Origin of the sequence: Flagellimonas okinawensis (genome assembly GCF_029194005.1) — a bacterium.
Classification (GTDB): domain Bacteria; phylum Bacteroidota; class Bacteroidia; order Flavobacteriales; family Flavobacteriaceae; genus Flagellimonas; species Flagellimonas okinawensis.
Genome location: NZ_JARFVA010000002.1, coordinates 695,140 through 716,504, shown reverse-complemented (window position 1 = coordinate 716,504; position 21,365 = coordinate 695,140). Strand labels below are relative to the sequence as shown.

The window sequence follows — 21,365 nt, the reverse complement described above, 5'->3', positions numbered from 1 at the left end:
TACCTTCAAGGAGTTGAAAAAACCTTCTTAACGATACGATTGCATGCAACGCATCATCAATTTTATTTTACGTTATAGAAATGCATTTCTGTATGCGTTTTTTACGTTTATCGCATTGGTGATGACAATTAGGTCACATTCTTACCACCAATCCAAATTTTTTAATTCATCACGATGGGTTTCCGGGAGTATTTATGGCGCTGGTTCCGATGTATCGTCCTATTTTAATTTACGTGATGAAAACAAAAGATTGGTCGAGGAGAATCAACAGTTGCGCAAAATGCTCTTCAATTCCCAATATGATAGTATTGAACCCTTGGATTCCACTTTGGCCATCTATCAGGTATTGGATGCAAAGCTCATCAAAAACAGTTATGCCTCCCCCAGAAATTATGTTTTAATAGACAAAGGAAAGAAGGATGGTGTCAAACAAGATATGGGCGTAATCACCACAGATGGAATTTTGGGAATTGTAGAAAACGTTTCCAACAATTTTGCAACGGTACAAAGTGTGCTCAACACCAAATCCAATATAAATGCCAAAATAATGGGCACGGAATACTTTGGCTCATTGATTTGGGATACTAATGACTATACTGTTGTTCAACTTGTTGATATCCCACGATTGGTGCCTCTCGTTGTCGGGGATACAATTGTTACAGGTGGCATGTCGAGTATTTTTCCAGAGAATGTACCCATTGGAATCATTAAAAAATATGACCTGAACGATGCCAAAAGCTTTTACAACATTGATGTGGAGTTGTTTTCCGATATGGCCAACATCAAAAATGTATACCTGATAGAAAACAAGGATAAAGAAGAAATTGAGGAACTAGAATCCAGAACAATAGAATGAGCAACACTTTGATCATAAATATTCTTCGTTTTGTGTTGTTGGTCATCACACAAGTTCTGATTTTCAACAATTTGAACTTTTTAGGGTTTATCAACCCATTTGTATATGTTGTTTTCTTCTATTGGTATCCCATCAAGGGCAACAGGGCCATTTTTATGCTCACAGCATTTTTATTGGGATTGGTCATAGATATATTTTCCGATACTTTGGCTTTGAACGCTCTGGCCTCGGTGACAGTTGCTTATGCCCGTCCAGCGATAATGCGATTTTGTTTTGGGGTCAACTACGACTTTCAGAGCTTTAGTTTCAAAAACACTACCAAGGTGCAACGAATCACCTTTTTGGCACTACTTGTTCTTATGCATCATGTGATATTCTTTTCGTTTGAAATTTTAAGTATCGCCCATATCCTGTTAATTTTGAAAAAAGTTTTTGCCACAGGAACCGTAACTTTAATACTTTGTGTATTATTCAGTTCACTTTTTAGTCCAAAGAGCGAATAAAAACGTAGATTTTGTCGTTGGTATATATACAACGTCCGCGAATAAAGGTTGGTCATGAAAAAATTGTTGCTTTCATCCGTTGTTGTACTTATAGGTTTCACTTTTATAGGTAGGTTATCCTATTTACAATTGTTTCGGTTTTCACCGGATCAAATATTGGATGATCCTGCAATAAAAAAAGTGTACGACTACCCAGAGAGGGGCTACATTTATGACCGCGACGGTAAACTTTTGGTCGGAAATCAACCAGCCTATGATGTTATGGTCATCCCAAGGGAAGTAAAACCTTTGGATACACTGGAGTTCTGCAATCTTTTGGGAATCGAAAAACCTGAATTCCTTTCCAAAATGGAAAAAGCTAGACGGTACTCCCCAAGACTGCCATCGGTATTGGTTCCCCAGCTTTCCAAAGAGGATTACGCAAAACTTCAGGAAAAAATGCGTCATTTTACGGGCTTTTATATCCAAAAGCGATCTCTACGTTATTACAACACAGAAAGTGCTGCCAACGTACTCGGATACATTAGTGAAGTAAACGAATGGGACCTTAAAAACAATCCGTACTATGTTGCAGGGGAACTTAAAGGAAGAACTGGGATTGAACAGCAGTATGAAGAAATTTTAAGAGGGCAAAAAGGAGTCAAGCACATTCAGAAAGACCGTTTTAACAGGGACATTGGGCCTTATAAAGGTGGAAAACTGGATACGCTTCCGCAACAAGGAAAAGAAATCCAGATTACCATTGATAAAACCCTACAAGAATACGGTGAAAGATTAATGCATGGTAAACGCGGGGGAATCGTGGCCATTGAGCCCAAATCCGGTGAAATTTTGGCAATGATATCCGGCCCCACTTACGACCCTTCTTTATTAGTGGGCAGACAGCGTTCCAAAAATTACAGCAAGCTTCATTACGATACGATTTCCAAACCTACATGGGACCGTTCCATATTGGCCCAACCCTCACCAGGATCACCCTTTAAAACCCTGAATGCTCTTATAGGCCTACAAGAAGGTGTTATCGACGACAATACAAAGTTTAGATGTTACCATGGGTTTTATGTGGGCAACACTTTAAGAGGGTGCCATTGCGGTGGTGGTGTCAGAGACCTTAATTCTGGGATCTATCAGTCCTGCAACGCATATTTTGCGGGGGTATTCCGAAAGATATTTGACAAATACGAGACCACTGATGAAGGAATGGATGTTTGGGAAAAGCACATGAAAAGCTTTGGACTTGGGGATTACCTAGGAACCGACCTTCCTACTGGAGCACCAGGAAGAATTCCAGATGTTGACTATTACGACAAATGGTATGGGAACGGGAGATGGGCCGCTTCTACCATAATATCCAATTCCATAGGTCAGGGAGAAATTGCCGCGACTCCCCTGCAACTTGCAAATATGACAGCAGCCATTGCCAATCGCGGTTATTTTTACACACCGCACATTATAAAGAGCATAGGCAACAATGGGAAAATCGACCCAAAATATACAGAACCGAGGTATACTACAATCGACAGGAAACATTTTGACCCAGTGATTGAAGGAATGGCCAATGTATACAACTATGGTACCGCAAGATGGGTAAAAATACCAGGAATCGATATTGCAGGAAAAACAGGTACGGTTGAAAATTACATCCGTGTGGATGGTGAACGCATGCAGTTAACGGACCACTCCGTTTTTGTTGCTTTTGCCCCTATCGAAAACCCACAAATAGCCTTGGCAGTCTATATTGAAAATGGATATTACGGTTCTCGTTATGCTGGGCACATTGCATCCCTTTTGATAGAAAAGTATATTAAAGGAGAAATTACAAGAAAGGATTTGGAAAAACGCATGTTGGAAAAAACATTGGAACATGAATACGCCAAACCCTACAGTGGCGAACCGTTCGAAATAAACGAGTATGAGTGGTAGAGGGCCTTTTGGAAGGTTGGATTGGATTACCGTTATCCTTTATGCACTTTTAGTCTTTATAGGGTGGCTCAATATTTACTCTACCTCGGTAGGTGAGTCCCATACCTCGATTTTTGATTTTTCCACCTTATATGGTAAGCAACTATTTTTTATCGGGCTGGCCTTTCTGGGAATTGTCTTTGTACTCTTTGTGGAGTCCCTTTTTTTTGAACGCTTTGCATCTGTATTTTACATTGTTTCCATTGTTCTTCTACTGGGACTGTTCGTCTTTGGTAAAACTATTGCCGGGGCCACATCCTGGTACGATCTAGGCTTTTTCAATCTCCAACCTTCGGAATTGGCCAAAGTGGCTACCTCCTTGGCCCTTGCCAAATTCCTGAGCGATATACAAACGGACATCCGAACAGGAAGGCATCAACTATATGCATTGGCAATAATTCTTTTACCAGCATTATTGATTTTACCGCAACCCGACCCCGGAAGTTCTCTAATTTATTTCTCCTTATTCTTTGTATTGTTCCGAGAGGGGTTCCCGATATACTATTTAGGCATCCTCATTTTTGCAGTGGTCCTGTTCGCTACAACTTTAATGTTCGGAACGGTCTGGGTCGCAATTGGATTGATTATCATGACTTTATTGGTCTATACCTTTAAAAAAGCATCTGTAAAAATCCCGATTCTTCCAGTCCTCGGGGTTGTTGCAGTTTCCGTACTGTTTTCCCTTTCCGTGAATTTTGTTTTCGAGAATGTTTTTGAACAACGCCATAGAGATCGTTTTGCACTATGGTTAAGTTTGGAGAAGGATGAGGAAAAATTGGATGAGATCAGAAAAACCATTGGTTATAACACCTATCAATCCGAAAAAGCGATTGAATCCGGAGGCTTTACCGGTAAAGGGTTTTTAGAAGGAACACGTACCAAAGGTGATTTTGTTCCCGAACAGCATACCGACTATATATTCAGTTCCGTTGGTGAGGAATGGGGCTTTTTGGGTACCTCCGCGGTTATTTTACTTTTTTCACTGTTCTTTTTACGCCTCATTTATATTGCGGAACGACAAAAAAGTGACTTTAGCAGAATGTATGGTTATGGGGTTATTTCTATATTGGTATTCCATTATTTTATAAATATTGGAATGGTAATAGGCCTATTGCCCACCATTGGCGTTCCTCTGCCGTTTTTTAGCTATGGAGGTTCGGGGCTTATTTTCTTTACGATGTTGTTGTTCATCTTTTTAAAACTGGATTCCAACCGATTGAAGGACGGTATTTAAAATTTCCAACCTTTTTCATCAACTTGGGATTCCATCCTAACCTGCCAATCATCAGACTGCTTGGAAAAAAAGTCTATACCCGTTCTTTGCTCGATTTCATCAATTGGCACCAAAAATTGTTGGATAGGTTCCTGTGTTTCTTTGGCCGGAATCAGAAAACCAAGCGCTTTAGTTTTATTGCCAGAACCCTTCATTATAATTTTATAGAAGTAACGCGGTACATCAACATCCTCTTCTCCAATTTCCGAAAGACCAGGCTCCAGTACACCTCCTGTTACCACAAGTAAATCTCCATACGTTTTGCACCAGTACCGTACCTTTTGCTCTAAACGGTTCCAAATTCCCGCATTAAAATATTTATCCTGAGGACTTATGTTGCTTGTATAAAAAGTCTCGTTATAAGCCTGTTCGGAGAACCTCCTATCACCTGCGGGGCACAAATGCCCTCTATCGTAACCGGAACCTCGATAATTTTTCCAATCGGCCGATTTTGTCCCCACCTTTGGGTCCTCTATGAAATAAGGCCTATCCCGATCATCATAGGTCAAATCTTCCTTTTTAAGGACATATGCCACCCATTCCGCCTGTTCATATGGTTCGCTATATGAAAGTATGTAATAATTATGCTCCACTACCTCTCCTGAAGTGGAACTAGGCATAAAATCAGTTAATACCTCGTGGGTATCTGCATTCTCTTCACTGGAATATGTAGCAGGGGTATAAAAATTTTCGAACAACCAAAAGCCTACAATACAGACAAACATTAATACTGCATAAAGGGTTCTTTTTCTCATTTAGAACATCAGCGTTTATTAAAAGTTCAATTTTGCAATTAATTCCCTTCTAAAAAAATAAAACTCGCTGAGAATATATTTTTATATTGGGTTTGAACGCACACCAAGCACTAAACCATTAATCTATGATCGTAAAACCTGTACTCCCTTTTAAATATGTATTTGAAGAAATCAAGATATCCTTATTTGTAGTTCTGGCCATTGTACTGGTCACGGATATTCCCGTAATATTTTTTTCACATCATTATTCTGAAATACCGGTTACCATCCCAACAACCTTGGGTATTGCCATATCTATATTGATTTCATTTAAGGTAAACCAATCTTATGACCGATGGTGGGAAGCCAGAAAAATTTGGGGTGCAATTGTCAACGACTCCCGTACCCTCATTTTACAATTAAAAATGTACACAGAGTCCGACAACAGTATGATCAAAACTATGGCTTACCGTCAAATCGCATGGTGTTATACATTGGGGCAATCGTTACGCGGTCAAGATCCTTACGAAAATTTAAAAGAGCTTATTTCAGATGAGGAGCTTAAAAAACTTCAAGATCAAAAAAATGTGCCATTGGGTATTCTGGATCTTCAAACGGACTCCATTAAAGAATTGTATGACAAAGGTGATTTGGACAAGTTCTCCCGTCTTCAACTCGAGGAAACCATGGAACGGTTAACGGCTTCCATGGGTAAATGCGAGCGTATTAAAAACACTGTTTTCCCGACAACATATAGGAAAGGGTTACATTTGGCGATATATCTGTTTGTTATTTTCCTATCGTTAACGGAGCCTTTGAACCTGAGTATATTTATAGAGGTACCTGTGCTTTTGATTTTATCCTTGGTGTTTCTGTTCTTGGAAAAAGCAGCCTTTAGGTTACAGGATCCTTTTGAGAACCTACCAACCGATACACCGGTAACTTCCATTTCCCGGACTATTGACATTAATATTAGACAGCTCATCGGCGAAACCGACCTCCCTAAACCAATCGTCGCAGAGGATTTTTACATCATGTAATCTAAAATTGACAGCATAAAAAAGGCCAACTCCCGGGAGTTGGCCTTTTTTATCTTATTAAATGTATGCCTAACCTTTAACGCTGGCCAATTTATTTTCTTCTCTCTTAATATTGTTCTTATGAAGGTCTTTCAGCACGTTAACCGCTTCCTCCACGTATATATCGCGTGCAAGATCCTTGTGCCATCTATCCCTTTTTTCTCTTAAAACGGAATCTTTGGTAAACAATTCCTTTTCGTACTGTAAAGAGCTAAACGATAATTTAGAATCGTAATCCTTTAGGCTCTTAAACTTCTCGGAACGTTTTTTGGCCTCCATTTCCTTACCAACGAATGCGTCGTATTTTAAGGATATAATACTTTCATCTTGCTGCTCCTTCAACCACTTCGCATTTTCTTCGATAAGCTTTATCTGTTCATTTTGCGCCATGCGTTCTTTACTGTTTTTGATGGCATCATCAAAATCGATATAACCATCCCAAACTTTATAGTCGGCAGCAGTGATTTTATCCCAACCAAGTGGATTTTGTTGATCCCGCTCACCCAAATCAATATAACTGTACCTGTCCGGTACTATGATATCACTTTTAACGCCTTCCAACTGTGTTGAACCTCCGTTGATCCTATAAAACTTTTGTGTGGTCAACTTAATGGCACCCAAATCGCCATGCTCGTTTCCACGAACGATAGGATCCAATGGAATTACATTTTGAACGGTTCCCTTACCAAAAGTTTGTTTACTACCAATGATTACCGCTCTTTTGTAATCTTGCATGGCAGCAGCCAAAATCTCTGATGCGGAAGCCGAAAGTTCGTTGACCAAAATCACCAAGGGGCCGTCCCATTGTATACGTTCGTCCTTATCCTCGTGTACTTCTTTTCGCTGACCAGAGGAACGAACCTGTACAATTGGTCCATCTTTTATAAATAGACCAGCCATCTCTACAACGGTTTTCAAGGAACCACCCCCATTATCTCTCAAATCGAGGATTATGCCTTCTGCACCAGCTTCTTTTAGACGCTCCAATTCTTTGGCAACATCCGTAGCTGCATTTCTTTCGGTATAATCTTCGAAATCAACATAGAATTTGGGTAGGTCGATCAAACCGAATTTTTTATCTCCTGCATCGATAGTGGCAGATTTGGCATAGGACTCTTCCAATTCAACCACATCTCTGGTAATGGATACTGTCTCTATGGTACCATCCACTTTTCTAACCGTTAAATCCACTACTGTCCCTTCCGGACCTTTTATCAATTTAATGGCATCGTCCAAGCGCATGCCAACTATATCAATGGGTTCTTCACCTTCTTGGCCTACTTTTAAAATTTCATCACCCACTTCAAGAGATTGATCTCTCCAAACAGGTCCCCCGGAGATAATCTCCACAATCTTGGCTCCTTCCGGTTTTTTCTGTAACCTGGCCCCAATTCCTTCAAATTTTCCGGACATGCCTATATCAAACTTTTCTTTTTCCTCGGGAGCGAAATAGAATGTGTGAGGATCAAATTCCTCCACTATGGTGTTCAAATATTGAACAAACCAATCCTTGCGTTCCAAATCGCCGACAAAATCGAAAAACTCATCCAGTGTGTTTCTGGTGTTTTCCCTTGCTTCTTCTTCTGTCAGTGCTATGTCAATACTGCTTGGAATTTCGTCAAAGGTGGGTATATTGATGCTGGCCATGGCATCATCTTTCGTATCCTTGGACCCTGACTCTGAGATGGCATCACGCCATTTATTTTCAATTTTATTCTCAAAACCTGCAAGGGTATTGTATTTCAATTGCTTTCTCCAACGTTCCTTAAGTTCTTTTTTACTGGAAGCAAACTCTTGCTCGTCATAATCGATCTCGATATCTTCATCAACGGTATAGTCAAAAGGCTGGGAGAGCACTTCTTTGTAAATCTCTTTGGCCTCTTCCATACGGACCATTAATCGTTGATAAACAGCATTGAAAAAAGTAATGTCGGTATTTCTGATCTCATCATCGATCATAAACCTGTACTTCTCAAATTCCCTGATATCGCTTTCCAAAAAGTAACGCTTGGTAGGGTCGACGACCTCAATAAAATCGTCAAAGACATTGGAACTGAAACTATCGTTGATATCCTTGGGCTCGTAATGGCCCCTTTCCAATACATAGGAAATCAATTCCAACAAAAATTTATCCTTGTCATCGTTATCAAAAGACTTATTGGTAAAACTGCAGGAGGCAACTGCAACAAGGATAACCAAAAGTGCCAAAATAAAGTTCTTTTTCATAATGTGATTTTTCTGGAGCGAAATAATCTGACCTCATACAGTCAAATCTTCGTTACATCATCCGCCGTTTCTAATTGTATGAATTCCCTAAGATACAGAAAAAACCGTGCCAGTCCTGATCGCTGGATTTAATTTTTTGTTAAACGCCCAAGGCTTCATATCCTTATGAAAAACGTATTTTTATGCCTTAAATTATCCTGTATGGAAAAACCACTTATTTTGGTCACCAACGATGATGGTATTACGGCACCAGGCCTTAGGGCCCTTATCCGAACCATGAAAGAGCTTGGGGATGTGGTCGTGGTGGCTCCGGATAGTCCGCAAAGCGGTATGGGACACGCCATTACAGTGGATAGCACTTTGTTTTCCAAAAAGGTAGTGGTGGACCACAAAGAGGGAGCTCCCAGTGAATATAGCTGCAGTGGAACCCCTGCAGATTGCGTGAAACTAGCACTCCGCGTAATTTTGGACAGGCGTCCCGACATTTGTGTCAGCGGTATCAACCATGGATCTAATTCTTCCATCAATGTGATATATTCCGGAACCATGAGTGCTGCCATTGAGGCAGGTATTGAAGGAATTCCGGCAATAGGATTTTCTCTATGCGACTATTCTTGGGATGCCAATTTTGAACCCGCTTTACCATCGATCAAAAAAATTGTTTCCGAAGCGCTGATGAATGGGATTCCGAAAGGAACCGTGCTAAACGTCAACATACCCAAAACGGAACAAGAACCAAAGGGGATAAAAATATGCAGACAAGCACGCGGTAATTGGAAAGAGGAGTTTGATAAGCGCACAAGTCCATCTGGTAAAAATTATTATTGGCTTACAGGGGAATTTGAACTTTTGGACAAAGGCCAGGATACTGATGAGTGGGCTCTGGATCAGGGTTATATTTCTGTTGTTCCCACGCAATTCGACCTTACTGCGCACCACGCCATACCACAAATTAACAACTGGAACTTAAATGAAGAATAGAAAAGAAATCATCATAGGATTTATAGTTGGACTAATTGCAAACACATTTGGCACATTACTTTACATTCTGCTTTTTTCAGATTTGGGTATTGTTGAAACCTTTAATGCTGCGGTAGAACAAGGACATATAGGGAGCTTATTGGCTTTGGGAGCCATTTTGAACTTGGTAGCTTTTTTTGGGTTCTTGAGAATTAAAAGAGACCAAAGGGCCAAGGGTGTTATGCTGGCAACCTTGGTAACGGCTTTGGTAATTCTGCTTTATAAAGTAATGTCATAGTATAGTACAGTAAAATGAAATACTACATTATAGCTGGCGAAGCATCGGGAGACCTGCACGGTTCCAATTTGATCAAGGCGCTAAAAAAAGAGGATACATCAGCCGAGATTCGGTGTTGGGGCGGTGATTTGATGCAGCAAGCTGGAGGCGAACTGGCCAAACATTACAAGGATATGGCCTTTATGGGCTTTTTGGAGGTTCTGATGAACATTCCCACCATCTTCAAAAACATTTCATATTGTAAGGAAGACATCCAAAAGTTCAACCCCGATCAGATTATTTTTATTGATTTCTCAGGATTCAATCTTAGAATCGCAAAGTGGGCCAAAGAAAATGGTTTCAAAACCAATTATTACATCTCCCCTCAGATTTGGGCATCCCGCGAGGGTAGAATCAAAAAAATCAAGAGGGATATCGATAATATGTACGTAATCCTCCCTTTTGAAAAGGATTTTTATGAGAAAAAACATGGCTTTCCAGTTCAGTTTGTAGGCCACCCTTTGATCGATGCTATTGAAAACACCCCTCTTCAGGATAATGAAACGTTCCGGCAAGAAAATGGCCTAGATCCAAATAAACCCATTATCGCCTTGTTGCCCGGGAGCCGAAAACAAGAAGTTCAAAAGATGTTGGATGTAATGCTATCGGTAAAAAAGGATTTTCCGGATTATCAATTCGTAATTGCTGGTGCCCCTAGTCTTCCCAATGATTTTTATACTCCGTTCCTTAAAGGGGACAAGGTGGAATATGTATCCAACAAAACCTATACGCTTTTAAAGCATTCGCACGCCGCTATGGTGACCAGTGGAACGGCCACTTTGGAAACCGCTCTTTTTGGCATCCCTCAAGTGGTATGCTACAAAGGAAATTGGATTTCCTATCAAATTGCGAAGCGCATCATCACGCTGGATTATATTTCATTGGTGAACTTGATCATGAAACGTGAAGTTGTCAAAGAATTGATTCAGAATGATTTGACTACAAAAAAACTTAAAGTAGAGCTTTCAAAAATTGTGGATGGACCCAACCGGGAGCGGATGTTATCCGACTATAAACTGCTCAAGGAAAAATTGGGTGGAAAAGGTGCCAGTCAATTGGCAGCCCAATTAATTGTGAAAAATGCGTAGTTTTATCTTCCAAGAAAGTAAATCTATTCTTGGATGTTACGAAAAACCATAATCTTACTGTTGCTTTTTACCATTGCCGCTTGCGGTCCAGGTAAAAAACGACGCACCTACAGCAAGACCCGAACCGTTACGGTAGAGGGGTCCAACACAGACACTTCCCCTAAACCAAAACCCAAAAAGGAGGGGCGTAAAAATGCTAAAGCAAACGACATTATTTCTACCGCATTAACTTTTTCAGGAACTCGTTACAAATACGGGGGAACAACAAAAAAGGGCATGGACTGCTCAGGATTGGTCTATGTTTCCTTAAAGGAAAACGACATTATGTTTCCACGGACTTCCTACCAAATGGCTTTGGAAGGTGATAAAATTAGAGTAAACGATATTGAAAAAGGAGACTTGCTCTTTTTTAAGACCAGTAAAACAGGTAGACGCATCAATCACGTGGGTTTAGTGGTTGAAGTAGATGGAAACGATATTAAATTTATTCACGCCACAACCTCACGCGGCGTGCTGGTATCCTCGTTACGGGAAGGATACTGGAACAGTGCTTTTGTAAAGGCCATGCGCATCCTGTAAAGTGCATCAACTTAACTTTGTGTCCGTAAAACTCACCTTATGGGTTATTTTGGGCATTGGTATCGGCTTTTATTTTGATGTAGCACCTCTTTTGGCCCTATTGTTTGCGCTTGTTGTGATGCCCATTCTTTATTGGGCCAACAAAAAGCAACGCAGAACAGGATTCCCATATTTTGAAGTGGTCACTTCGCTCGTCACCGTATGTTTGGGTGTGTTTGTTGTTGGGATATCCATGGGCAGTGGATTGACAGACCATTATTCAAAAACCGATTTCGACCAAGAAAAAGTATGGCACCTAAATGTGAGGGAGTTACTCAAACCCAATAGCTTTTCGAACCGGTATGTGACGGAGATAATTGCTGCAGATATCCGACATGCCTCTGGAAAACTACTTTTCAGTCTTTCGGCAAATTCTACTTTACAGCAGTTAAAGGTTGATGAAGAGTTTTTGATTTACAGTATACCCAAGACTATAAGACCACCATTAAACCCTCACCAATTTGATTATAAAACTATCTCAAAACAAAGGGAATACAGCATCAAATTAGGGCAAAATATGATGAAATTTTAAAAAAGGTACATGCCCCTGAAACATTGTTCGGTGTGGCCAGCGACTTTAGGGAGCATATCATTTCCAAACTAGTAGAAATATGGACACAAACTTTCGCCTCAAAAAAAATCCCCTTCCACTACACAGGTGAAAAGGGATTTTATGTTTTTAAAAATTGAGAATATGTTTAATGGACATTACCCATCAATTTTTTGATCAATGGAGAGGCCAAAATAACCAAAACCCCAGCACCCAAAGAGTATTGCGCAATCAACATAAAGCCATCTGTGTAAACGTTGAGTGTACTAAAACCACTTATATCGGCATCGGTACTTTCAATGGCCAATTGTTTCCCTATAAAACCAACTACCTGAAATGCAAAAGCAGATGACAGGAACCAAACCCCCATCATAAATGCTACGATTCGTTTTGGTGAAAGGTCGGTAATCTTTGATAACCCTACAGGGGACATGAACAGCTCACCTACCGATAACAAGAAATACATTAATAACAAGTAAGTGAATGGTACAAATCCGTTTTCGTTGGCACTCGCACCACTAATGGCCAATGCGTAAAAACTGATACCCGCAAACAATAGTCCCATTCCAAACTTGTAGGGTGTTCTTGGATTAAGCTTCTTTTTGGAAAGCCATTGCCACATTAAAGAGATCGGAATGGCCAAAATAATGATCCACATGGAGTTCAAAGAATTTGTCTGAGAGGCTGACATGATCCCCTCCAAATCAACGTTTCGAGCTGCAAAAAGTGTAATCACACTACCCGAAAGTTCATGGAATCCCCAGAAAATTGTCATAAAAAAGGTGATCAAAACAGCAACAAAGAGTTTTTTACGCTCTTCCACAGTAGCTTTGAACATAATATACCCCAAGTACAATAAGATGGAGATACCTATCAATTTAAAAATAACGTTTACAATATTCTGATCCCCAAAAAAGGTCCCTTCTACCCCCAATGCCTTGTACGCTGAAAGCAAATAAGCAATAACCGGTACTGAAGCAAATGCCAAAACCGGCACCAATATGCCTTGTTTTAGTCCCAGTACCTTTTTTTCTATGTTGCCATTTTCCGGTGGCAAGCCCTTATCCCCAAAAACTCCTTTTTTAATGCCGCTCCAAAAAACTAGCAAGCCGGTAAGCATTCCAATTCCTGCTAGCCCAAAACCATAGTGCCACCCGTATTTGGCTGCCAAAAAACCACAGAGCAAGGGTGCCACCCATCCGCCAATGTTGATTCCCATGTAAAAAATAGTAAACCCGGAATCCTTTCTAGGGTCTCCATCCTTATACAATGAGCCAACAAAAGTTGAGATATTCGGTTTAAAGAAACCGTTTCCGGCTATGATAAGTGAAAGTGCCAGAAAAAAGGTGATATGATTTTCAATGGCCAGGACAAAATGCCCCAAGGACATTAAAATGCCTCCTAAAAATATAGATCGGCGCATTCCCAGAATACTATCGGAAATTCGACCTCCGATAACCGTTGAAGCATATACCAATGAACCATATGAAGAATAAACTGCTGCGGTAGCGTAATCTCGCTCCATTAAGGCGGCGAATATTACCTCCACCATATAAAGGGTAAGCAAAGCTCGCATTCCATAAAAACTGAAACGCTCCCATAGCTCTGCAAAAAAGAGGTAAAACAATCCTCTTGGGTGCCCAAATAACTGTTTTTCGCTTTCTGGTCTGGATACTTCTGACATAACGGATGTGTTGGTTTAAATTCTAAAGATTTTCTTTAACAAAGTTGGTCATTTTGGTATATAAGTGCAATCTAGTATTGCCTCCATAAATCCCATGGTTTTTATCGGGATAAATAGCCCAATCAAATTGTTTATTGGCCTGAACCAAAGCTTCGATCATTCGCATGGTATTCTGCACGTGCACATTGTCATCTCCCGAACCGTGGACCAACAAATATTTACCTTTCAACAATTCTGGATAGTTAAAAGGAGAGTTGTCATCGTAGCCAGTAGGGTTTTCCTGCGGTGTCTGCATGTAGCGCTCGGTATAAATTGTATCGTAAAAACGCCAAGAAGTTACAGGCGCTACGGCAATGGCCATTTCAAAAGTATCATTACCCTTAAGCAAGCAGTTGGTGGACATAAAACCACCGTAACTCCATCCCCAAATTCCAGTTCTGTTCTCATCAATATAGGAAAGCTCGCTCAATTGTTGAGCAGCCGCTATCTGATCTTCCACTTCATATTTTCCCAATTCCTTTTGGGTCAACTTTTTAAAGTCACGACCTTTTAACCCTGTTCCCCTGCCATCTACACAGGCCACAATGTAACCTTCGGATGCCAAAAGTTGGTGCCAATAATCGTTGCTACCGATCCAAGAATTGGATACTTGCTGAGATCCTGGACCACTATATTGAAACATAAAGAGTGGATATTTTTTATTGGGATCAAAATCCACAGGTTTGATCATATACATATTAAGATCATACCCATTCACATTAATGGTGGAAAACTCTTTTGGGGCTATTTCGTAACCGTCCAATTTGTTCAACAAAGCTGAGTTGTCTTTTATCTCTTTGACCAATTTACCATTTGATGCCTCGTGCAAGGTGAATCTATATGGCGTGGTGGCACTGGAATAGGTGTTGATGTAATAGGTGAAATCTGTGCTGAAAGCCGCTGAATTTGTTCCTTCTTCTACTGATAAAGCTTTTTTGCGTTTTCCTTTAGTGGAAACACTGTACACCCCCCGGTTAATGGATCCATTTTCTACGGACTGATAAAAAATACGGTCATGTTTTTGATCGTAACCATAATAGCGGGTCACTTCCCAAGGGCCTTCGGTAATCTGATTTTTCAGTTTTCCGTTTCTACCGTACAAATACAAATGGTTGTAGCCATCCGCCTCGCTTGACCAGATAAAGCTGTCATCGTCCAAAAAGGTAAGGTCATCATCAATATCCACATAAGCTTCATCAGTTTCTTCCAACAAAACAGTGGTTGAATTATCCGCTGCATTTACTGCATAAAGCTTCAAGTTGTCCTGGTGCCTGTTCAAGGTCTGTACACTCAAATCGTTTGGATTGTGCATCCATTTTATTCTTGGAATGTAATAGGGGTCATTCAGATTTACATCTGATATAGCTCCAGAGGCCACATCAAACATATGCAAGGTAACTATGGAATTCTTCTCCCCTGCTTTTGGGTATTTAAATTCGTATTGATAAGGATATAAACCGGTTCCATAAAAATCCATCGAAAAATGAGGGACTTCGGTCTCATCAAATCGAAGAAAGGCAATTTTGGTCCCATCACTGTTCCATTCAAAGGCGCGAACAAAACCAAACTCCTCTTCATACACCCAATCGGTAACACCATTGATGATGATACCTTTACTTCCATCCGTGGTCACTTGTTTTGTAGTCCGTGCCGCCAGGTCCATCACATATAAATTATTATCCAAAACATAAGCCACTTTGCTACCGTCCGGAGAAAGCGTAGGTTCTTGAATTTTGGTCTCTGCGATTTTCACCAATTCCTTCGAAGCAATGTCGTATACATAATAAATCCCCAAACGTGAACGCCTAAAAATGGGCTCTACTTCGGTAGCCAACAGTACTTGGGACTCATCATCACTAAAGGAATAGGATGAAAAATAGGGTATGGCATCCGAAGATGCTACAATGGTTTCCACCTTTTGCAAGGTTTCATAGTCATACTTATCCAAGCTGCTGGAACGTGGGGAACGTGCGGTATTTAAAATTGTATATTGTGTACCATTGTTCATGGATCGTAGGACATCCATGTATTCTGTCCTGAACTCTCCTCCCCAAATTTCTTCAAGGGTTATTTTTTTCTTTTGTGCTGAGGAAAAAGTAACAACTCCCAAAAGGAAAAGGAATAGAAAAGACTGTTTGTTCATGAAGTGAAAAAATTGATTAAAAACTCCCAAGTTTACTAATATTTATCGGAAAAATAAATTTTGATGTTGCGTTTGCAACAAATTTTAACCTTTGAAACAGCTGTTGGGATTCAAAATAAATACGTGGCTCGTCAAAATGGGCAATATCCGTATATTTGAATGCTTTAAGCCAGCTTTATGAACACTCCCGTTGAAGGATTTTCCAAACTTACCAAAACCCAAAAAATTGATTGGATAGCCTCGAATTGTACCAAGGACCCCAAAGCCACCAAAGAACTTTTGGAACAGTACTGGAGCACGGATCCCGAGGTACAGAAACTACATGATGAGTTTATCGAGAACACCGTATCCAACTACTATCTGCCATTTGCCATAGCGCCAAATTTTAAGATCAACGATGAGCTCTTTGCCATACCTATGGCCATTGAGGAAAGTTCCGTTGTAGCAGCGGCGAGCAAGGCGGCAAAGTTTTGGTTGGAACGCGGAGGATTTAAAGCTGAGATCATTGGCACTGAAAAAGTAGGTCAAGTGCATTTTGTATTTAAAGGTGACAAGAAAAAGCTATCGGATTTCTTTGTTTCTACAAAAAAAGAGCTGATCAAAAGCGTTGGCACGATAACCCAGAGCATGGAAGAGCGTGGCGGGGGCATCAATGCTATAGAACTACGCGATTTATCCGATAAAATTGAAGGCTATTACCAACTCCATTGCACTTTTGAGACATTGGATGCCATGGGAGCGAATTTTATCAACTCCTGTTTGGAACAGTTTGCAAAGACCTTTAAAGAGTTGGCTCTTACTCACGATACCTTCACCGAGGAAGAGAAAAATATAGAAATTGTAATGAGTATCTTGTCCAACTATGTGCCCAATTGTTTGGTCAAGGCGGAGGTTAGTTGTCCCATTTCGGAATTGGGCGATACCGATATGCCTGCCACCGAATTTGCTGAAAAGTTTGTTCAGGCAGTCAACATAGCCAAGGTGGAACCCTTTAGGGCCGTCACCCACAACAAGGGCATTATGAACGGAATTGATGCGGTGGTACTTGCCACAGGCAATGATTTTAGAGCGGTTGAAGCCGGTGTGCATGCCTATGCTGCCAAAGACGGACAATATTCCAGTCTGACACATGCCAAAATAGAGAATGGCACTTTTAGGTTTTGGATAGAAATCCCATTAGCCCTCGGAACCGTAGGCGGCCTGACGACCTTGCACCCATTGGTAAAATTGGCACTGGAAATATTACAAAATCCATCAGCAAAACATTTGATGCAGATTATTGCCGTAGCTGGATTGGCCCAGAATTTTGCCGCTGTTCGCAGCTTGGTCACCACCGGCATACAAAAAGGGCATATGAAAATGCACTTGTTGAACATGTTGAACCAGTTGGGAGCCACGGATTCCGAAAAAGAACAATTGGTCACTTATTTTAAAGACCAGACGGTAACAAATGCCTCAGTAAAGGAGGCTTTCGAGAGAATTAAATCAAACTAATGGAGAAGGAGTTTTACAGCAACGGAAAGCTATTGTTATCAGGTGAATATGCCATTTTGGATGGCGCTTTGGGATTGGCCATTCCCACTAGCTATGGGCAATCCCTTCACGTAACTCCAACCAAATCCGGTTTTTTGGAATGGACCAGTTTAGATGAGAATGATAAAGTTTGGTTCTCGGCCAAGTTCGACCTAAAGGATCTGAACGTAATTTCCTGTTCAGATTCTACTATGGCCAAAACCTTGACCTCTTTACTTTTGGAGGCCAATACCCAAAATCCATTATTATTGACAGATAGTAATGGTTTCCAGATTGAAACACAACTAACTTTTCCAAAATCGTGGGGATTGGGAACCTCTTCCACTTTGATTAACAATTTGGCCCAATGGGCACGTGTTGATGCCTATCAACTTTTATGGAATGCTTTTGGCGGCAGTGGTTATGATATTGCCTGTGCCCAACATAACTCCCCCTTAACTTATCAAGTGGTTGATGAAGAACCAAAAATCGAGGAAATTGATTTTGACCCAATTTTTAAAGACTCCCTCTTCTTTGTTCACCTTAACCAAAAACAGAGCAGTAAGGAGGCCATAGCCAATTATAGAGAACAACAGTTCAATAAATCTGATTTGATAAAACAGGTCTCAAATATTACCAGTAGAATGATTCAAGCCTCTACTCTATCAGATTTTGAATCGATGATGGAAGAGCATGAAACCTTACTTTCTGGTATTTTAAAAACACAACCTGTAAAACAGCGACTTTTTCCAGATTATTTTGGAATGGTAAAAAGTCTTGGTGCATGGGGTGGTGATTTTGTTTTTGCCACGGGTGATAATCAGTCCATTTCTTATTTTAAATCCAAGGGATACTCCACTGTTATTCCCTATTCGAAAATGGTTCTTTAAGGATTTTAGCTGATTCTATAAACCCAAACAGGGCATTCATCAATTAACACCCGAACATTTGCTGTTTTGCCTATAAGTTCGATGGATATTCATCAAACCATATTGTAAAATGGAGAGATTCTATAAGCCATCCACAATTCTGATAGTCATGGATTTTTTCTGTTGTACGGTCAAACTGGGCGAAGTCAAACAGCAGAAGTTCAATATAGGCTGGATACCTTTATTAGTGAAAACTGTACTACCGATTATACCCAAATATCGGCTGCATCGGTTGAAAAAGTTTTAAAATATTCCGTATACCGCATTAGACAGGAAATCAAAAACATTTATGGGGAGAAAAAAGTAAAACTGAATGAATTCATTGTTATTGACAATGGTAAAAAGGCAAGTTGCTTTGAGGCGATACGAACCAATAAACAACTACCAGAACTAACATCTTATATCAAGGAAAACTTTGCTCTAAACCCTGAAAATGCAGCCATATTCCAATCAATGCTGGATTATATCTACCCTATCGCCGACTGGAAACCGGACAAAAGAGAATACTTCTTTAAAAATGGCAAATGGTATTTCCTACGCGACAAACATTTCAGGTCTAGGCAAGGTTTTGAAGTTACAGTGGATTCCCATGGAAAAATCAAAAATATCTGTTATAAGATGAAATGGGATGAAGAGGATTCCAAATAAAACACATCCAACCTATAACAAAAAAGCCTCCCAAAATTGGGAGGCTTTTTGTTTGTGTTAAACTATACTACTAGTAGAATATAGCTCTTTTATCTTCAATCTCTGCTTTATCTTTTAAAGCGTTGTATACAGCCCCATTCACCCTTGCAGCAGCACTGGTCTGTAAACTTTGAGCGTAAGTGCTGTAGTTCTCAACATCTGCGGCTTCTGTTTTATTGGTAACCTTGATCATGTATACTCCTGTATTTCCTTCTATCAAATCGGAAGTTTGATCTATATCCATTCCAAAGGCTTTTCCAACCACCAAAGGTTCTCTTCCTGCACCAGGAATGGTAGGTGATGACAAGGTTACTGCAGAAGCAGTACTTTGGCTCACATTGTTATCGGAAGCTATGGCATCCATACTCTTACCTTGATTAGCCGCGATAATCTGTTCGGCCTTGCGTTCTTTTCTTATAGCTGGCAATGCTGTAGCTGAAGCATCTTCTGGAGCCATTAGGCCCTTCTTATACTTTTTGGTCAACTGTACAACGGCATAGCCATTATTTACGTTAAAACGTCGGATATCACCAACACTTGTATCATCATTGAACGCCCATTGAACAATGCTACGCTGTGAACCCAATCCTGGAAGATTCTCTTCCATCTCCTTGATTTTATTTACTGGACGAACTGTGTAATTACTTTCTCGTGCAATGTCCCCAAAATCTTCGGGTGCTGCATCCAATACCGCCATTTCATATTTAGTGGCATCTGTAAACAAAGTATTGATGGTAATATCACTTGGCTCAATTTCTCTGGCCAATGTAGCTACTTGGATAACATCTTGCTTATCGTCAACTTTGATAACGTGGTATCCGAATTGGGTTTCCACCAAACCAACGGTACCTGTTGGGTTTCCAAAACAGAAATCGTTGAATTCATCCGCCATAACTCCTTCTTGGAAATACCCCAAGTCACCTCCCCTAGGAGCTGATGGTCCATCGGAATTATCTCTGGCCAATGCCGTAAAAACAGCATCTTCTTTCTGAGCTTCGGCCAAAAGTCTTTTGGCTTGGGCCTCGGCTTCTTCCTTGGTTCTTGTAATGGATGGATTCGCACGTTCTGCGCCTTCCCAAGTAATTAGGATATGACTTGCTTTTACGGTTCCATTTTCCTTTTTATCCATTACCTTGGATACTTTGTAGAAATCTCCATCCTTGTACGGTCCATAAACCTCACCTACGTTCATCACCATCAATGTATCTGCAACCACAGAAGGAAGATCTCTCTTTGCTTTGTAAATGGTATCGAACTTGGCATCGGAATTCCTGTCCAAAAAGGCAGCCATGTCCGTAGTATTTCTAAATCCGGAAATCGTATCGTTGGCGTCTTTAGCTTCAGAATATTCTACAGAATCATCAAGCAATGCGGTTATTTCCGCTTTTACATTGTTTTCATCTTCTGCAGATGGTTTTTCTTCAAAATATACAAAACGGATATCACGGGCCTTGTCTTGCTCGAACAATGCTTTGTGATCGTTAATGTACGCCTGGATATCGCTTTTGGAAACTTCTATGGTACTATCTGGAATGGATGTGAACGGAATACGTACATACTGCATATCTACCTTGTCGTTCGCCATATCATAATTCAACTCACCTTCTGTCAAAGTTGCGGTTACCCCTCCTTTAACCAAGTTAAAGTACATACGCTCTTTGGCGGCCTGAATTATGGATTCCTCGTCTTGCAACCAAGCTTCGTATCGCAATGGGTCGTTAACTTTCCAATCAGCAATGGCACTTTTAAAAACTTCCTCGTTAAAAATACCGTTCTCATCTTGAAAATCTGGTATCTGGGCATAACCGGAAGTTCTAACAAAATCAACGATTTGGTCGCTTTCTACATTGATTCCCAAATCTTCGAACTGTTGGTTCAGAATTGTCTTTCTCACCTCCTGATCATAGATCATGTTCACCAATTGTGTAGATGTAACAGTTGGTCCGTATCGTCTGGAAGCAGTTTCCACTTCGGATCTAAATTCATCAATGGAAATGTCCTCTCCATTTACCTCTGCAACAGAGGATCCAACTTTTCCACCAGAAAAATTGTTGCTGCTGAACACTCCTGATATTACGAATGCGAACAACGCCAAACCAATAATTAGAATAAGAACTGTTGTTCGTTTTCTAATATTCTCTAATATTGCCATTTTACTGCTTGTTTTCTTTAAATTCAGTGGGCG

At 40.4% G+C, this 21,365-nt stretch carries 18 protein-coding genes; 13 read left to right on the top strand and 5 right to left on the bottom strand.

What is annotated here, in order from left to right; all coding sequences use genetic code 11:
* The first annotated feature begins 43 nt into the window (after nucleotides 1-43).
* Genes mreC through rodA form a run of 4 tightly spaced genes read left to right on the top strand, consistent with a single transcriptional unit; the run spans nucleotide 44 to nucleotide 4,555 of the window.
* Nucleotides 44-856, top strand: coding sequence for a rod shape-determining protein MreC (gene mreC / locus PY091_RS09020; protein ID WP_275649376.1), 813 nt, complete (start codon nucleotides 44-46; stop codon nucleotides 854-856).
* Nucleotides 853-1,359 (top strand): rod shape-determining protein MreD, encoded by a 507-nt coding sequence (locus PY091_RS09015; protein WP_275649375.1) that lies wholly within the window; start codon nucleotides 853-855, stop codon nucleotides 1,357-1,359. The genes mreC and PY091_RS09015 overlap by 4 nt, the downstream gene beginning before the upstream one ends.
* A gap of 54 nt (nucleotides 1,360-1,413) precedes the next feature.
* The gene (locus tag PY091_RS09010) at nucleotides 1,414-3,282 is read left to right on the top strand and encodes a peptidoglycan D,D-transpeptidase FtsI family protein (RefSeq protein ID WP_275649374.1); all 1,869 of its coding nucleotides are present in this window, start codon (nucleotides 1,414-1,416) and stop codon (nucleotides 3,280-3,282) included.
* Nucleotides 3,272-4,555, top strand: coding sequence for a rod shape-determining protein RodA (gene rodA, locus PY091_RS09005; RefSeq protein ID WP_275649373.1), 1,284 nt, complete (start codon nucleotides 3,272-3,274; stop codon nucleotides 4,553-4,555). The genes PY091_RS09010 and rodA overlap by 11 nt, the downstream gene beginning before the upstream one ends.
* On the opposite strand, the gene PY091_RS09000 is transcribed toward rodA, so the two are convergent.
* On the bottom strand, nucleotides 4,552-5,349 hold the full coding sequence (locus PY091_RS09000; RefSeq protein ID WP_275649372.1) for a DNA/RNA non-specific endonuclease: 798 nt from the start codon (nucleotides 5,347-5,349) through the stop codon (nucleotides 4,552-4,554). The two genes, rodA and PY091_RS09000, sit on opposite strands and share 4 nt — an antisense overlap.
* Before the next feature lie 125 nt (nucleotides 5,350-5,474).
* Between PY091_RS09000 and PY091_RS08995 the strand changes: the two genes are divergently transcribed.
* A complete protein-coding gene (locus PY091_RS08995) occupies nucleotides 5,475-6,368 on the top strand; it encodes a bestrophin family protein (protein ID WP_275649371.1) in 894 nt (297 codons plus the stop codon).
* Nucleotides 6,369-6,437: 69 nt separating this feature from the next.
* Here the strand turns inward: PY091_RS08995 and PY091_RS08990 are convergent, their stop codons facing one another.
* Nucleotides 6,438-8,633, bottom strand: a complete 2,196-nt coding sequence (locus PY091_RS08990) for a carboxy terminal-processing peptidase (protein WP_275649370.1) — start codon at nucleotides 8,631-8,633, stop codon at nucleotides 6,438-6,440.
* A gap of 201 nt (nucleotides 8,634-8,834) precedes the next feature.
* Here PY091_RS08990 and surE point away from each other — a divergent pair, with 201 nt between their 5' ends.
* From surE to PY091_RS08965, 5 genes are read left to right on the top strand one after another with little or no spacing between them, the layout of a single operon-like run.
* Entirely contained in the window at nucleotides 8,835-9,614 is a 780-nt protein-coding gene (gene surE / locus PY091_RS08985) for a 5'/3'-nucleotidase SurE (RefSeq protein WP_275649369.1), read from the top strand.
* Nucleotides 9,604-9,891, top strand: coding sequence for a hypothetical protein (locus PY091_RS08980; protein ID WP_275649368.1), 288 nt, complete (start codon nucleotides 9,604-9,606; stop codon nucleotides 9,889-9,891). Before surE ends, PY091_RS08980 begins: the two co-directional genes overlap by 11 nt.
* A 14-nt stretch (nucleotides 9,892-9,905) precedes the next feature.
* The gene (gene lpxB / locus PY091_RS08975; protein WP_275649367.1) at nucleotides 9,906-11,018 is read left to right on the top strand and encodes a lipid-A-disaccharide synthase; all 1,113 of its coding nucleotides are present in this window, start codon (nucleotides 9,906-9,908) and stop codon (nucleotides 11,016-11,018) included.
* A 33-nt stretch (nucleotides 11,019-11,051) separates the two neighbouring features.
* Nucleotides 11,052-11,597, top strand: a complete 546-nt coding sequence (locus PY091_RS08970) for a C40 family peptidase (RefSeq protein WP_275649366.1) — start codon at nucleotides 11,052-11,054, stop codon at nucleotides 11,595-11,597.
* A 19-nt stretch (nucleotides 11,598-11,616) separates the two neighbouring features.
* Nucleotides 11,617-12,168 carry a DUF4131 domain-containing protein gene (locus PY091_RS08965; RefSeq protein WP_275649365.1) on the top strand — a complete coding sequence of 184 codons (552 nt, stop codon included), beginning with the start codon at nucleotides 11,617-11,619 and terminating at the stop codon, nucleotides 12,166-12,168.
* A 166-nt stretch (nucleotides 12,169-12,334) separates the two neighbouring features.
* Here the strand turns inward: PY091_RS08965 and PY091_RS08960 are convergent, their stop codons facing one another.
* Entirely contained in the window at nucleotides 12,335-13,870 is a 1,536-nt protein-coding gene (locus tag PY091_RS08960) for a peptide MFS transporter (RefSeq protein ID WP_275649364.1), read from the bottom strand.
* A 22-nt stretch (nucleotides 13,871-13,892) separates the two neighbouring features.
* A complete protein-coding gene (locus PY091_RS08955) occupies nucleotides 13,893-16,052 on the bottom strand; it encodes a S9 family peptidase (RefSeq protein ID WP_275649363.1) in 2,160 nt (719 codons plus the stop codon).
* 177 nt (nucleotides 16,053-16,229) lie between these two features.
* Here PY091_RS08955 and PY091_RS08950 point away from each other — a divergent pair, with 177 nt between their 5' ends.
* From PY091_RS08950 to PY091_RS08940, 3 genes are all read left to right on the top strand, one after another.
* On the top strand, nucleotides 16,230-17,546 hold the full coding sequence (locus PY091_RS08950) for a hydroxymethylglutaryl-CoA reductase, degradative (protein WP_275649362.1): 1,317 nt from the start codon (nucleotides 16,230-16,232) through the stop codon (nucleotides 17,544-17,546).
* Entirely contained in the window at nucleotides 17,546-18,454 is a 909-nt protein-coding gene (locus tag PY091_RS08945; RefSeq protein WP_275649361.1) for a GYDIA family GHMP kinase, read from the top strand. Before PY091_RS08950 ends, PY091_RS08945 begins: the two co-directional genes overlap by 1 nt.
* A 162-nt stretch (nucleotides 18,455-18,616) precedes the next feature.
* Nucleotides 18,617-19,141: a hypothetical protein gene (locus PY091_RS08940; RefSeq protein WP_275649360.1), complete on the top strand. Its 525-nt coding sequence runs from the start codon at nucleotides 18,617-18,619 to the stop codon at nucleotides 19,139-19,141.
* 70 nt (nucleotides 19,142-19,211) lie between these two features.
* Here the strand turns inward: PY091_RS08940 and PY091_RS08935 are convergent, their stop codons facing one another.
* Nucleotides 19,212-21,332, bottom strand: a complete 2,121-nt coding sequence (locus PY091_RS08935; protein WP_275649359.1) for a peptidylprolyl isomerase — start codon at nucleotides 21,330-21,332, stop codon at nucleotides 19,212-19,214.
* Nucleotides 21,333-21,365: the final 33 nt, after the last annotated feature.